Annotated in this window: 9 protein-coding genes; all 9 read left to right on the top strand. The window is 43.7% G+C overall.

Features of this window, described 5'->3' with window-relative positions; translation table 11 throughout:
- The first annotated feature begins 140 nt into the window (after positions 1 to 140).
- The 9 genes from FRX45_RS19590 (at position 141) to FRX45_RS19550 (ending at position 15,623) form a co-directional block, all read left to right on the top strand.
- Positions 141 to 3,029 carry a TIM-barrel domain-containing protein gene (locus FRX45_RS19590; protein ID WP_226805467.1) on the top strand — a complete coding sequence of 963 codons (2,889 nt, stop codon included), beginning with the start codon at positions 141 to 143 and terminating at the stop codon, positions 3,027 to 3,029.
- 30 nt (positions 3,030 to 3,059) lie between these two features.
- Positions 3,060 to 6,233: a SusC/RagA family TonB-linked outer membrane protein gene (locus tag FRX45_RS19585; protein ID WP_226805466.1), complete on the top strand. Its 3,174-nt coding sequence runs from the start codon at positions 3,060 to 3,062 to the stop codon at positions 6,231 to 6,233.
- A gap of 28 nt (positions 6,234 to 6,261) precedes the next feature.
- On the top strand, positions 6,262 to 7,836 hold the full coding sequence (locus FRX45_RS19580) for a RagB/SusD family nutrient uptake outer membrane protein (RefSeq protein WP_152270173.1): 1,575 nt from the start codon (positions 6,262 to 6,264) through the stop codon (positions 7,834 to 7,836).
- A 19-nt stretch (positions 7,837 to 7,855) separates the two neighbouring features.
- On the top strand, positions 7,856 to 8,917 hold the full coding sequence (locus tag FRX45_RS19575; RefSeq protein ID WP_152270172.1) for an IPT/TIG domain-containing protein: 1,062 nt from the start codon (positions 7,856 to 7,858) through the stop codon (positions 8,915 to 8,917).
- Positions 8,918 to 9,018: 101 nt separating this feature from the next.
- Positions 9,019 to 10,764, top strand: a complete 1,746-nt coding sequence (locus FRX45_RS19570; protein WP_152270171.1) for an alpha-L-arabinofuranosidase — start codon at positions 9,019 to 9,021, stop codon at positions 10,762 to 10,764.
- 8 nt (positions 10,765 to 10,772) lie between these two features.
- Complete coding sequence (locus FRX45_RS19565; RefSeq protein ID WP_152270170.1) at positions 10,773 to 12,536, top strand: glycoside hydrolase family 9 protein; 1,764 nt, start codon at positions 10,773 to 10,775, stop codon at positions 12,534 to 12,536.
- A 91-nt stretch (positions 12,537 to 12,627) separates the two neighbouring features.
- The gene (locus FRX45_RS19560; protein WP_152270169.1) at positions 12,628 to 13,386 is read left to right on the top strand and encodes a hypothetical protein; all 759 of its coding nucleotides are present in this window, start codon (positions 12,628 to 12,630) and stop codon (positions 13,384 to 13,386) included.
- 123 nt (positions 13,387 to 13,509) lie between these two features.
- Entirely contained in the window at positions 13,510 to 14,736 is a 1,227-nt protein-coding gene (locus tag FRX45_RS19555) for a DUF6786 family protein (RefSeq protein ID WP_152270168.1), read from the top strand.
- Between the two features lie 29 nt (positions 14,737 to 14,765).
- Complete coding sequence (locus FRX45_RS19550) at positions 14,766 to 15,623, top strand: fumarylacetoacetate hydrolase family protein (RefSeq protein WP_152270167.1); 858 nt, start codon at positions 14,766 to 14,768, stop codon at positions 15,621 to 15,623.
- Positions 15,624 to 15,747 lie beyond the last annotated feature (124 nt).

Below are 15,747 nucleotides of genomic sequence, written 5' to 3'. Positions count from 1 at the left end.
ACCCCTTAGTTAACATTTCACCCTCTCTTTATAAACATATGAGTCACCTCATCTCACTTTGATATTTATATTTTTGATCGCTATGTTTTCTACCACCGGATTCCATTCCAACGGCGGAAGCAAATAAACGATTGAAGACCATGACAACTGCCCGCATCAAATTACGGATGAATTTCCTTCCTTTTGCTGTATTAGCATTAATACTACTATTTTGTTCCTGTACTCAGCATACAACATTTATACGCCAGGGCGATGGCATTACCGTTGAAATAAAAGATCCTGCTCCCGGTTCTGCAAAATGGGTGAGGTTACAGGCTGTTTCTCCGAAGATCATACGGGTTACCGCGTCAAACGACAACAAATTTACTGCTGGCAAAAGTTTAATGATAGACAGTACTTTTCATGTTGCTGCAGAATGGAGCGCCGAACAAACTGATAAGGAAGCCCTGGTCAAAACCAGTGAACTGGTTGCTTCGGTATCATTTACTACAGGAGAAGTGATTTTTAAAGACAAGAATGGCAATATTATTTTGCAGGAGAAAACAGGAGGCGGGAAAAAGATCACCCCGGTAATAATTGATGATAAACCATTATACCGTATCAGCCAGCAATTTGAGTCACCTGCCGGGGAAGCCTTTTATGGCCTGGGACAGCCCCAGACCGGCCAAATTAACTATAAGGACGAGGATGTTGATCTCACCCAGTACAATTCTATAGTGGCAGTTCCTTTCTTACTGTCGAACCGTAATTATGGCTTGTTATGGGATAATTATTCTATTACACATTTTGGAGATAACCGCGAAAAACAACAGCTATCCGCTTTGCAATTAACCGGTAAAGGTGGCACATCCGAAGGATTAACGGCAACGTATAGCGACAGAACAGACAGCACGCATATTTATATGCAGCGGCAGGAAGATAAAATAGATTACAGCTTTCTTCCTTCTTTAAAAAACATACCCGCCGGGTTCCCTATGGAAAAAGGCAAAGTAACCTGGGAAGGATTTATAACCGCAGATACAACCGGGGAACACAAGTTTTATTTGTCTGCATCCGGCTACCTTAAATTTTGGCTGGATGGTAAATTATTATTAGATAAATGGCGTGAAGGCTGGAATCCCGGTCCCTCCCAGTTCCGCTATATGCTCAGCAAAGGGCAAAAACATGCTATTAAAGTAGAATGGATCCCGGAATCAACCCAGGCATTTGCATCCCTGCAATGGTTAAGTCCAACACCGCCGGCGCTGCACAATAAAATGACACTGTCGTCTGAAGCTGCTGAAAACATTGACTATTATTTTATTTGCGGCGCTAATGCCGATGAAGTGATTGGGGGATACCGGCAGCTAACAGGTAAGGCTACCCTGCTTCCTCAATGGGCACTGGGTTTCTGGCAAAGCCGCGAACGGTATAAAACGGAGCAGGAAATTGAAAATGTGGTAGCCGAATTCAGGAAAAGGAAAATTGGTTTGGATAATATAGTATTAGACTGGAGCTACTGGAAGGAAGATGCCTGGGGCAGCCAGCAATTTGACAGGGCACGCTTTCCGGACGCGGCAGGTATGATCGGCAGATTGCATGAACGGTATAATACCCGCTTCATGATTTCTGTTTGGCCCAAATTTTATGAGGGCATTGAAAACTATAAAATTTTTGATAAGCAAAACTGGCTGTACAAACAAAATATAAAAGATCAGCAGCGCGACTGGATAGGGAAAGGATATATATCTACTTTTTACGATGCTTTTAATCCCACCGCCCGTATGGGCTTCTGGAAACTTTTGGACAGCAGTCTTTTCATTAAAGGCGTTGACGCATGGTGGTTAGATGCTACCGAGCCCGATATTTTGTCGAACGCCACCATTGAAAAGCGGAAGCAACTGATGCAGCCCACCGCATCAGGATCTTCCACACAATATTTTAATGGCTACCCGTTGCAAAACGCAAAAGGAATTTATGAAGGGCAGCGTTCTTCGCGCCCGAACCAAAGGGTATTTATCCTTACCCGTTCGGCGTATGCAGGCATGCAACGCTATGCCGCTGCTACCTGGAGCGGCGATATAGCGGCACGGTTCGATGAAATGGAACGGCAAATACCTGCTGGCATTAACTTCTCTTTATCAGGCTTACCTTACTGGACAAACGATATTGGCGGTTTTTTCGTGGAAGACAAATACGATAAACCCCATCCTAACGGAAATGCTTTGGAAGAATGGCGTGAATTAAATACACGCTGGTACCAGTTCGGTGCATTTTGTCCACTGTTTCGTTCCCATGGTCAGTACCCGTACCGCGAAATATTTAATATAGCTCCCGATGATCATCCCGCATACAAAAGCATGCTGTATTATAACCAGTTGCGTTACCGCCTCATGCCCTATATCTATTCGGTAGCAGGCAACACTTGTCATAACAACTATACGATGATGCGGGGGTTAATTATGGATTTTGGTACCGATGCCAATGTTAAAAATATAGGCGACCAGTATATGTTCGGGCCTTCTTTTCTGGTAAACCCTGTATACACATATAAAGCCACTTTCCGCCCGGTATATTTACCAGCGGGGCAAGGCTGGTACAATTTATATACGGGTGAATATACAACAGGCGGGCAACACATAACAGCCGTTGCATCCTATGAACGAATGCCGGTATTTGTAAAGGAAGGCTCCATCATTCCTTTTGGGCCGCAGATTGAATTCACCGGGGAAAAACCGGCAGATGACATCACGCTATATGTTTACACCGGTAAGGATGGCAGCTTTACCCTGTACGAAGATGAAGGCGTTAATTACAATTACGAAAAAGGAAAGTATAGCAATATACCCATTACCTATAATGAAGCTAATAAAACATTAACCATTGGGAAAAGAGAAGGAGATTTTAAAGATATGCTGAAGAACAGGCTGTTCAGAATAGTTTGGGTAACCAAAAGCAAATCAACAGCGCTGGATTTTTCATCACCATCGGATACCGCCATAGCCTATAACGGAAACGAACAAACGGTAACAATGAATGGTAAATTTTAAAATTTTTTATAAACCAATAATTGCAAGTATATGAAAAGAATCAAAACGATGAGAAAAACGAAAGTCCTTATATGGACGGTTTTCTCATTACTACTGCTGATGAACCATGTGCATGCCCAGGAGGGTGCAAGAAAGATCAACGGAAGTGTTAAAGACGATAATGGGAACCCTCTTCCGGGTGTAACCGTGGAGGTGAAGGACACTAAATTGGTTACCGTAACAAACACTTCCGGCGTTTTCACCATCCAGGTGCCGGCTAATGCCAGAACGCTTGTATTAAGTTCCATTGGCATGCTCCGGAAAGAGGTAACCATTAATACCTCCGGTATCATGTCAGTAGTGCTGGAGCCTGTGTCGCAAAACCTGAATGAGGTGGTGGTTATTGGCTATGGAACTGCCAAAAGAACCAATGTAACTTCTTCTATTTCGTCAGTTAGCGCAAAAGACATTAAAGATCTGCCGGTTGCCGGTATTGACCAGGCATTGCAGGGGAAAGTAGCCGGCGTAACGGTTACCAACAACAGCGGTCAGCCGGGAGGAGGCGTATCTATTAAAGTACGTGGCGTTACCACCATTAACAGCAATGACCCTTTGATTGTAATTGATGGCGTTCCCTTTATCAGCAATACCAAATCAAACTCGGGATATGCAGGACTGGGTGGTTCAGACGGGCAAACAGGTAATAGTGTAATGGCCACTTTAAATCCCAACGACATTGAATCCATTGACGTACTGAAAGATGCCTCCGCACAATCTATTTATGGTTCGCAGGCAGCGAACGGGGTAATACTGATCACTACTAAAAAGGGAAAGTCGGGCGAAGGAAAATTAAATTATGATGTATACTACGGGCAATCCAATGTGGTTAAAAAATTAGATGTAATGAACCTGAGGGAGTTTGCGCAGTATCAAAATGAAGTGGCGCCCATTTTAGGCGCTACCCCTACGGAAGAATTTCAGGATCCAACTTTATTAGGAACGGGAACAGACTGGCAGGAAGCCATGTTTAGAACAGGGGAAGTACAAAACCACCAGTTGAGCTTTTCCGGTGGAAAAGACAAAACCAATTATTACCTGTCGTTAAATTATTTTGACCAGTCGGGGATACTGATCGGCTCCGATTTTAAACGTTATTCTACCCGGTTCAGCTTAGATCATCAGTTAAAGAACTGGATAAAGATAGGTGTAAGCGCCAACGCCTCAAGAAGCATACAAAATGTAACATTAGCCGATGCCGCGGAAGGAACCATTTGGTGGGGCGCCATTCAAAATCCTTTGATCCCCGTAAAAAATATTGACGGTACATGGGGTGGCGGCAACACCATCAGCGGTGTAAGATACGGGCAGGACAACCCCATAGCCAGAAGCAATATGCGGGGCAATAAATCTACCAACTCACAGGTGTTCGGAAATATTTATGCAGATGTTCAATTCATAGAAGGATTAAACCTGAGAAATGAAATCTCCTACTCATTGGGCATGAACAATAACCTGGCTTACCAGTTAGCCGGCAATGTAGGCACCACCAGTTTACAGAGCCAGTTATTTGATAGCAGGGGCAACAGCTATTATTACGCTATCAGGAATTATCTGAACTATAATAAATATATAGGCAAACACAGCATAACAGCCACGGCAGGGCACGAAGCTCAATACTCGTATTATGAAGGACTTGCCGGCAAAAGAGTGAATCTGCAAAATAATATTTTAGATATTAATGCAGGCAGCAGCGATAAAACAACCTGGGAACTGAACGGGGGAAAAAGCCAGTGGGCCATGGAATCGTATTTTGCAAGAGGTACTTATTCTTTCGATGACCGTTATTCATTATCGGTGAGCTTCAGAACAGACGGATCTTCCAATTTCGGCCCCAACAATAAATGGGGTTATTTCCCGGGCGCTTCCATTGGCTGGACCATCAGCAATGAAGGGTTTGCTGACGGTTTAAGTCCCGCTATTAATTTCCTCAAACTGAGGCTGGGCTACGGCGCTGTGGGCAATCAGAATCTTCCCTCCGGCGCTCAAAACCCTCCTTATACTTCTGCTATTGGTTTTTGGCCCGGCCCTGTTGGCTTTGGAAATTCAAGCTACCTGAACGGTATTGCCAATCCTGATTTAAGCTGGGAGTCCGTAGTAACTAAAAATGCGGGTATAGATATTTCATTTTTAAATGGAAGAATTGACGCTACAGTAGACGTGTATAAAAAAACAACTACCGATATGCTGTTGTTCCTTACCGGTCCAAGGCTTATAGGCGTTGGTGACCAGTGGGATGATCTGAAAGCACCTGTAGGCAATGTCGGTCAAATGTCGAATACAGGTGTTGACCTGAGCATTACCAGCACCAATATTAAAACCAATAATTTTTCCTGGAAAACCAACCTGGTCTATTCACAGTTTAAAAACAAGCTGGATAAAATGGCCAATTCAACAGCAGGCTTAACCGGGAAAGTGTATTATGATAATTATATCATTTCCTACACTAACCCTGGCTATGCAGTGGGTTCTTACTTTGGACTGGTAACAGACGGGTTGTTCCGTACGCAGCAGGACCTGGATAACAGCCTTCCGCAATTTGGTTATTCGGTAGATGAAAGCCATACCTGGCTGGGTGATATACGGTTTAAGGATGTAAGCGGTACAGATGGTAAGCCTGACAATGTGATAAATGAAAAAGACATCACTTATATAGGAAGCCCACTTCCCAAATTCACTTATGGATTAACCAATACTTTCCAGTACAAAGATTTTGACGCTACTGTATTTATACAGGGAAGCTATGGTGCTAAAATATTCAATTTCCTGCGGTGGCAGTTGGAAAAAATGGACAATATCTATCACAATCAGCTACGTACCGTAATGGACAGGTATACAGATGCAAATACCGAGGGCAAGCTGCCGCGGTTTGTGAGCGGACAGGTTAACAATGTGGCTATGTCTGACCGCTATGTGGAAGATGGATCTTACCTGCGCATACAAAATATTACGCTGGGGTACAGGATACCTAAGGCACTTACGAACCGTGCTAAAATAAATAATATCCGGCTCTACCTGTCTGTGCAAAATCTCTGGACATTTTCAAAATACAGCGGGTATGATCCTGAAGTAGGAGCCTTCAATAATAATATCCGCTTAATGAACGTGGATGCGGGTCATTATCCCAATCCGCGCACCATTACGGTGGGTGCTAATATTGAACTGTAAAGTGAATTTTAAGATTAAATTTTTTAAGATGAAAAATAAAAAATTGTATGCCTTATTAGCCATCGTGATAATAACGGCATCGTGTAAAAAAACATTTATTGAACGTTCGTCCCTTGATGGAACAACGCTCACCAATTATTACAATACAGCCGAAGAAGTGAGAAGTTTAACCAGTACGCTGTATGGACTCCCCTGGTCGGGCTATGAAAACCGCGCCATGGATGTAATTGGCGATGTAATGGCCGGCAATGAATATACGGGTGGGGGCAATGCCGATGATGCGCCCTTTTTAAATTTCACCCTTGCTTCTACGGCTGTTCGAGTTGCAGACGCATGGAAAGTATTTTATAAAATCGGAGGTTGGACAAGCGAGTACATGAAGGCCTTAGAGCAAAAGAAAGCTATGGGTGGTGATGCCTCCTTTATTGATCCGGCTATTGCCGAATGCCATTTTTTTAAAGGAACCGTTTATTTTTTTATTGCACGCATATGGGGTGATGCGCCTATTATCAACAACCCCGGGGAAACCGCTTTAGGCGGGCAATTTAATGTTCCCCGATATTTGAAAAAAGATGTTTTACAATTTGCACTCGAAGAATTAAAGCTGGCCGAAGCAGGTTTACCCGAAACAGATCCTGTTCCCGGAAGGCTGAATAAATATGCAGCCAAAGGCATGATGGCTAAACTATATTTATACCGTAAAGATTATGACAGTGCAAAAACAAAAGCGCTCGAAGTCATTCAATCCAATAAATACGACCTGGTGGAAGATTATGCCGGTATGTTTAATTCCAGCGCTAATAACAACAACAAAGAATCCATTTTTGCCGTACAGCACCAGCTTACGGGTAATCCGTGGGGTTCGGGTAATCAAAAGAATCCAGACAGGGGGCCCGGGAATCTACAAACGGATGAAGCCAGCATGTGGGAATTATATCTTCCAACAATGGACATGCGAGAAGCGTATGAAACAGGCGACATTCGCCGCCAGGGCTCTATGATGGAACATGGCTGGAGCAAACCCGCATGGAAACCGCAAAACTCAAATGCTACCTATAATGCATTTATGGCTGGCGGCTATAAATATGACACCACGCAAACCGTAGGTGATGGCGGACAGAAAAATGACACCCGTTCCAATATTGCAAAATACGTTGTAGGCCCCGGCGCTAAATACGGGGGAGAGACGGTACTGGGAATGAATACCGGTATCAATACCATGATATTGCGGTATGCAGATGTATTATTGATCTACGCCGAAGCGGTGCTGGGAGACAACGCATCTACAACCGATACAGAAGCGCTTGCCGCGTTTAACAAAGTACGTGAGCGTGCACATGTGCCTGTTAAATCTTCTATTACCGCAGATGATATATTGCAGGAACGCCGTGTTGAATTCGCTTTTGAAGGCGATTACTGGTTTGATATTCAGCGACAGGGGTTTGCTAAGGCTAAAGCTATTATAAGCGCGCAAAACAGGGGCACAGCCGATTACCCTTCTTACATCACCACATTCACGGAAAGCATGATGCACCTGCCCATACCCGCTGTAGAAGTGCTGCAGGATCCGGAATTAAGTAAAGATCCTGTACCATATTATTAAAAAACATAAAAATACTGATATGAAAAAAATATTTATTCACAAGATCCGGGCGCTTGCTGTTATTTTCACAATGGCCTGGGCAATGAATGCATGTACAAAAGAAGACATGAAAGATGGCAGCCCGGATGTAAAGCCGGGTAACCCGCAATTAGAAAATATTACACCTGCCAGTGGAGCCCCAGGCACGCTTTTAACCCTTAAAGGCAGCGGTCTGGGTGATATGCGCAGCATTATCTTCGATAAAAACAGTGCACCTTCATTGTTTCAGTCAACGCTAAATACTGAAACTGCTATTTTATTCAGGGTGCCGGATACAGCTACAAGAGGTACGCAAAACATTGTACTCACCAATAGCCAGGGCAAATCCTTAACTATTCCGTTTGATGTAATACCGCTTGCGCTTGTTAATAATGCCTTTCCTGCAGAATTCGAATCCGGCTCCACCATTAAACTTACAGGCAATAATTTTGACCTTGTTACCAAAGTGGTTTTAGAAGGCACTACTGAGGAAGCAACCATCATTTCACAATCATTAAATGAGATGATTATCCGGATGCCTGCTTCCGAAACAGAAAAAGCAAAGCTGGTTTTAACCACTAGCGGGGGCGACAAAGCCACAGATATCGTGTTTGTGAATGTAGATAAAGCAACGCAGATATTTACCAACGACTTTGTTAACCCGGCGCAAAGCTGGTCATGGGGTGGAACCTATTCAGCTTCTGCTGATGATTTTGTAACCGGAGGAAAAAGCCTGAAAGCAGCATACGATCCCGCAGGAACATGGGGTGGTTTGCAAATAGGCATGGGCTCGGAGCTACCTCTCCCGGCAGGAACCAAATATTTTACTTTTTGGGTTAAGGGAGCTGATGTGGAAAAAAAGGTAAAGCTTGAAATTAAAGGCAATAACTGGGCACTTACCGCACCGGCAAAAACATTAACTATACCGGCCGGTAAATGGACTTACTTTAAAGAAGAAACCGCCACTTTAATCCCTGGAATGAATTCAATAAGCGTTATTCTTTTCCAGATTAACGATGAGGGTAAAACATTGTATTTCGACAATATTATGTTTATTAAATAGTAACAAAATCATTTGACACTACGCCTGTACAATAAGCAGCGGTAACCCTGAAAAGTTGTCGCTGCTTTATAAAGTATTGCATCATCCTTACAAATAAACGAATGAGTAAAGCCGTTATCATTTTTACTCCCCTGCTGCTCCTTCTTGCAGGCACAGGTATATTTTCCTGCAAAAAAAACAAATCACCTTCCGCCGATCCTGTTCCACCAATCGATACACTGGTAGTGGTTAAACCGGTGACGGATCCGCCTGCCGCTACTACTATGGGATTTTTTTTAGACGACTGGCAGGCTAAAACATTTACAGCACCAGCCTATACAGAAGTTACGCCCGTTACAGCAGTTACGAACAATATTATAACGGTAGACGCATCCGCCGTTATTACCAAAATACCACTTTCTATGTTCGGGCATAACGCCAACACCTGGATGACGCCCATGGTAACGGAGCCGCTGTTCATGAATCATATCACCAATCTGCACCCGCATATTATTCGCTGGCCCGCCGGCAGCGGCAGCGATGTGTATTTCTGGAATCAGCCTCAGGGTGTACTTCCCCCGGATGTTCCTCAGCAGATAATGGATAAAGACGGTGTGCTGAAAGAACCGGGATACTGGTATGGCAAAAACAACAACAACTGGAGCGCCAACCTCGACCAGTATTACGCCATGCTGCAGCAAAGCGGCAACGAGGGAATGATTACCGTTAACTACGGCTATGCCCGGTATGGAACCAGCAACGACCCCGTTGCGGCAGCCGCTCACCTTGCCGCCGACTGGGTGCGCTACGATAACGGTCGTACGCAATACTGGGAAATTGGTAACGAAAATTACGGTGACTGGGAATGGGGGTATCGTATACACCGCGCTAAAAATAAAGACGGGCAGCCTGAATATTTAACCGGTAAATTATACGCGCAGCATTTTAAGGTGTTTGCAGATTCTATGCAAAAAGCCGCAACGGAAATTGGCAAAAAAATTTATATAGGGGCAACATTGGTGGAATCGCCCGCCGAAACATGGCAAACCAATACGGTAAAAACCTGGAACAGCAGCATGCTCCCTGAGTTGGGCGATCAGCACGATTTTTATGTGGTGCACAATTATTTTACAACCTATAACGCCAATTCCAATGCGGCTGAAGTAGTTGGTGCAGCATATACCGTTCCTGCTAAAATGATGGATTTTGTATTGCAAACACTGCAAGCGACAGGGGCCCCTGTGAAGCCCATTGCATTAACCGAATGGAATATGTGGGCCAAAAATTCCAAACAGCAGGTGTCCAATACCAGCGGTGTTTTTGCTTTACTGATCATGGGGGAAGCCTTGAAAAATAAATATGGTATGGCAGCCCGCTGGGATCTGCTTAACGGATGGAGCAATGGCGATGATCATGGACTCTTTAGCGATGGCAACGAACCCGGTATTCCAAAATGGACGCCACGCCCTTCGTTCTATTATATGTATTTCTTTCAAAAAATGCTGGGCGACCGGTTCATACCGGTAAGCGTAAAAAATACTACAGCTATTGTACCATACGCATCCACCTATAGTTCCGGGCAGGTAAATATCACTTTGATCAATACCTCCGCCTCGCCGGTGACAACAGAAGTGAAAATAAATAATTTCAATACCGGCCATCGTTTTTACTGGTATAGCTTAGAAGGCAGTAATGACAATGGTGAATTTTCAAGAAAAGTTTTGGTTAACGGAAGCGGACCTGAACAGGCTGCAGGCGGACCAGCCGATTATGCGTTGTTAAAAGCCTATTCCGCAACAACATTGAATGGTATTAAAATTACAGTGCCTCCATTAGGCGCGGTATGTATAGTAGCGGATAAAAAATAAAAACGTTTATGAAAATTACAGCGGTATTTCTATTCATTGTATTTATATCGTGGAGCTGCATTTTACAGTCCCAGCCATTAACCGGCATACAGCTTAACCAGGATGGATTTTACACGCATGCATCTAAAATAGCAGTGGTTACAAGCCCCGTTGAATCCAATATGTTCTACCTGTTGTCTGTCAATAAAAAAGATACCTTATATAAAGGGATGCTGTCAACTCCAGAAACTTCGGCTTACTCTTCCACTACAACACGCATAGCAAATTTTTCAGCGTTCACTGCTGTAGGAAAATACATACTGTTTGTACAGGGTACAGGCTACTCCTACCCTTTCAGCATCCAGAATAATGTTCTCCATGCACTAAGTCTGACATCTTTAAAAAGTTATTATTACCAGCGGATATCAATGCCTATACTGCCGCAATATGCAGGCAAATGGGCAAGGCCGGCCGGGCATCCGGATACGGAAGTATTCATTCATCCTTCTGCAGCTTCCGAAAAGCGGCCAGCCAACACCGTTATATCATCGCCCGGCGGCTGGTACGATGCGGGTGATTATAATAAGTATATCGTTAACTCAGGCATTACCATGGGTACGCTGCTGTCAGCTTATGAAGATTTCCCGTTTTATTTTGATACCCTGCAAACGAATATTCCCGAAACCGGTAACGGCCTGCCGGATATTATTAATGAGATCCTTTACAACCTGCGCTGGATGCTTACCATGCAGGATCCCAATGATGGCGGCGTATACCACAAATGCACCAATGCCGCTTTCGATAAAATGGTGATGCCCGCAGATTGTCACAACACAAGATACGTGGTGCAAAAGTCTACAGCGGCAACACTTGATTTTACAGCGGTAATGGCACAGGCATCGAGGATATTCTCCAAATTTAAAAAACAACTGCCTGGCTTAAGCGACAGTTGCGTGCATGCCGCACAATATGCCTGGCAGTGGTCCGGGAAAAATCCGCATCTGTTATATAACCAGGCTACGATGAACAAATTGTATCAGCCTGCCGTAACTACAGGTGCATATGGCGACAGAAATGTAACCGACGAGTGGTTCTGGGCGGCATGTGAATTGCTGGCAACCACAAGGAAAGAAGAATACATACAGGAAATACGGCGTTACCAGCCTGCCACCGCCACGGTTCCTTCATGGAGTAATGTCGCTATACTCGGCTCTTATACGCTCCTTCGGCACAAAGACGTATTATCAAAATACCAGCAGCTTACCTTGTCTTCAATACAAGAACAGGTAATTAATTTTGCCGCATCACTGATCAGCAATGGAGGCAACAAAGCATTCCGCACCATTATGGGACAAAGCAAAAAAGATTTTATATGGGGCAGTAACGCCGTAGCGATGAACCAAAGCATAGCTCTAATTAATGCTTACCTGCTTACAAAAGATAAACGCTATATGGATGCTGCCTTAACCAATGCAGATTATATTTTGGGTAGAAATGCCGCCGGTTTTTGTTTTGTAACGGGTATGGGTAGCCGTTCGCCCTTGCATATACACCATAGAATTTCTATAGCAGACGGTATAACGGAACCAGTGCCGGGACTACTGGCCGGCGGGCCCAACCCCGGCATGCAGGACAAATGCAAATACCTTTTTACAGAACCCGAAACGGCCTATACGGATGCAGATTGTTCCTATGCTTCCAATGAAATAGCCATTAACTGGAACGCGCCACTGGTATATGTTTCCGGGGCGCTGGAAGCATTGCAATATGAGGCGGGATTTGCTGTACATTAACAACGGCTACTTAATACATATTGTTAATAATATTGAAACATACGGAGTCCACATTACAATAATATATCATCCTGCATATCTTGCAGGTATAATGATAAAGGTTGTATTATCTTTTGCCTGTGTTCTTTTCTGGAGTCATGCTGCTTTTACACAGACCCGTTTAAGAGGTAAAGTATCAGATAAATGGTACGACAGGGTGATCATGGCCGCCACAATAAAAAATATATCGAAGGATAGAATGGCACAAAGCGATATGGGCGGAAATTATAAAATACCTGCAGCCCCCGGAGATATTGTTTCTTTTTCTTCTGCTGGCTATACAACAGACACTATAGTAGTTACAGCAAATATGCTTACTGCATCTTTTGATGTTTTTCTTGCACGGCATGTAATTGAATTAAGCATTGTAGAAATTGGCGATTTGAACCGTTACCAGGCAGATTCAATCAGCAGGCGGGAGGAGTTTAATGATGTGCTCACAAAACGAAACACTAAACTGGCGGGCGGTAAAGGCAATACACCAACAGATGGTGTGGGCATTACTTTTAGCCCTTTAACCTTTTTTTCTAAAAAAGAAAGAAATGAACGCAGGTTTAAAAAAATGTTTGAACGGCAGGAAGAAGAATTGTACATAGACTTTAAATTTCCATTTGACTATGTATCCAAACTAACAGGATTGCAGGGCGATTCATTGCGCAGCTTTATGCTGCAATACCGTCCGGACTATGCTTTTTGCAGGCGAAGCAGTAAAGCAGATATGCTATTGTATATAAACGACAGTTACCGGGCATTCATGCACAGGGAAAGCACAACTGATAATGCTGGCGGAAAGAAAAGAAGAGAAAGGTGAGAGGTTTCAGGTGTGAGGTATGAGGTATGAGTGTGATCAATACACGATAAAAAATCTGCTTCAGTGCGCTCCGTCCTTATAAACTTATTACCTTAACGTCCCGTATTTTTAAACGGCAACAGTATGAACAAATATTTTTCTTCTCTATGGGGAATATCTTTTTTAATTATTGTATGGATGGCTTGTAATGAACCCCAACCAGGAAAAGCAGTTGAATATGCAAAAGGCAGCTATGGCTATGATGCCGCTTTTTTAAAAAAACACCTGGATAATACTATAGAATTATGGAATGAAGATGGCGCCAGGGTATTGCTTACGGCCGACTACCAGGGAAGGGTGATGACAAGCACTGCAAACGGCGATTCGGGCAATAGCGCCGGCTGGATCAATTACGACCTCATCGCTACCGGAAAGTTCAGGGATCAGTTTAACCCTGTTGGCGGAGAAGAGCGGTTATGGATTGGCCCGGAAGGTGGCCAGTATTCCTTTTATTTTAAAAAAGGAGATTCTTTCAATATAAATAACTGGCAGGTACCAACCATAATTGATACGGTGGCTTACCAGGTAACGCATTCAGACAGTACCAGTGTTGAGTTTTCGCAGAAAGCCGTTGTTACCAATTACAGCGGAACCGAATTCAATATTTTCATCAACAGGAATGTTCGCCTGCTGGATAAAGCAGCATTACATACCCGCCTGCAAACTATCGTTCCTGCCGGACTTACATGGGTGGCCTATGAAACGGAAAATACAATAAAAAATATGGGTGAAAATGCCTGGAAAAAAGAAAGCGGTCTGCTCTCCATTTGGCTGCTGGGCATGTTTACTCCTTCCGAAGAAACAGTGACCATCGTTCCTTTCCACAACCGCAAGGACGTTAAAAGTTTTATTACTGATAATTACTTCGGGCAAATACCTGCAGACCGGCTCATTACAAAAGACAGTGTGCTGTTATTAAAATGTGATGGAAAACACCGCAGCAAACTGGGCTTATCTCCCGCTATTGCCAAACCGTTCGCCGGCAGTTTCGATTTTAAAAAGAATATGTTAACCATTATCTTTTTTGATATTGATCCAAATGGCGATTATGTAAACTCCAAATGGGAATTGCAAAAACAACCCTACAAAGGAGATGTGGTAAATGCTTATAATGATGGACCGTTGGAAGATGGCTCACAATTGGGCCCGTTTTATGAACTGGAATCTTCTTCTGCAGCCAGGGCCTTACAACCCGGTGAAACGCAAACCTACCGGCAAACTACCTGTCACTTTGAAGGCGATTATGCAACTTTAAAAGCACTGGCGGCGAACCTGCTTGGCGCAGACTTAGACAAAGCTAAAATGCCATAGGATTCTAAATTATTTAAAAAATCACCTATATGAAATTGTATAAAACGCAGAACGGAACTGTACTGGAGCACAATAGCGAATATTATATATCGGGAGCGGCTTTTGACACATTGATCAACAGAAATAACCTTTATGAATACCTGCTGCATTCATTGGCAAAGTTTCCCAAACTATCGCAGGAAGAAATAGCGGTGTTTTTAACACGTCCCCTTTTAGCACCCATAGGAACCCAGGAAGTATGGGCCGCGGGAGTAACGTATTTGCGTAGCCGCGATGCACGCATGGAAGAATCAAAGGAATCGGGAGGCGCTACTTTTTATGATAAAGTGTATGAAGCAGAGCGGCCGGAGTTATTTTTCAAATCGCTGCCCCACCGTGTTGCCGGGCATTTTGAGGATGTGCATATCCGCAGGGATTCTACATGGAACGTACCGGAACCGGAACTGACCTTATTTATTAACAGCGCGGGCAATATAGAGGCCTACACTATAGGAAATGATATGAGCTCACGCAGCATTGAAGGTGAAAACCCTTTGTACCTGCCGCAGGCCAAAACCTATGAAAGAAGCGCTGCGCTTGGACCCTGTCTTTATATACCTCAATACCCCATTGATCCGGGTACTACCATCAGCATGAACATTCTCCGCAATAACCAACCTATATTTGAAGGCGCCATTAAACTCAGCATGATGAAAAGGTCGCTTCCTGAACTGGCTGAATTTCTGTTCAGGGAAACCGATTTTCCTTCGGGTTGCTTTTTAATGACAGGCACCTGCCTGGTGCCCGATAATGACTTTACTCTGCTTGGAAATGATATTGTAAATATCAGCATTGATGAGATCGGCACCTTATCGAACAGGATCATCCATAAACCGATTTCCGTATAAAACTTTTCGCCATTATCCCAACCCGGACGCCCAGCAAATGTTATAACTACAAAACAATAAATATGTCCTGCCTTTTTTTGCGGGGTTTAAATGCTGCTTCTATATTAATACTTTGGTTTCCTCT

The organism is Agriterribacter humi, assembly GCF_009192765.1.
GTDB lineage: Bacteria > Bacteroidota > Bacteroidia > Chitinophagales > Chitinophagaceae > Agriterribacter > Agriterribacter humi.
Note: the sequence above shows the minus strand (reverse complement) of the source record. Positions and strands in the feature narration are given on the sequence as shown.

Coding starts and splice junctions, on each gene's coding strand:
- FRX45_RS19590 (WP_226805467.1), top strand. CDS start 141: ATGACAACTGCCCGCATCAAATTACGGATGAATTTCCTTCCTTTTGCT.
- FRX45_RS19585 (WP_226805466.1), top strand. CDS start 3,060: ATGAAAAGAATCAAAACGATGAGAAAAACGAAAGTCCTTATATGGACG.
- FRX45_RS19580 (WP_152270173.1), top strand. CDS start 6,262: ATGAAAAATAAAAAATTGTATGCCTTATTAGCCATCGTGATAATAACG.
- FRX45_RS19575 (WP_152270172.1), top strand. CDS start 7,856: ATGAAAAAAATATTTATTCACAAGATCCGGGCGCTTGCTGTTATTTTC.
- FRX45_RS19570 (WP_152270171.1), top strand. CDS start 9,019: ATGAGTAAAGCCGTTATCATTTTTACTCCCCTGCTGCTCCTTCTTGCA.
- FRX45_RS19565 (WP_152270170.1), top strand. CDS start 10,773: ATGAAAATTACAGCGGTATTTCTATTCATTGTATTTATATCGTGGAGC.
- FRX45_RS19560 (WP_152270169.1), top strand. CDS start 12,628: ATGATAAAGGTTGTATTATCTTTTGCCTGTGTTCTTTTCTGGAGTCAT.
- FRX45_RS19555 (WP_152270168.1), top strand. CDS start 13,510: ATGAACAAATATTTTTCTTCTCTATGGGGAATATCTTTTTTAATTATT.
- FRX45_RS19550 (WP_152270167.1), top strand. CDS start 14,766: ATGAAATTGTATAAAACGCAGAACGGAACTGTACTGGAGCACAATAGC.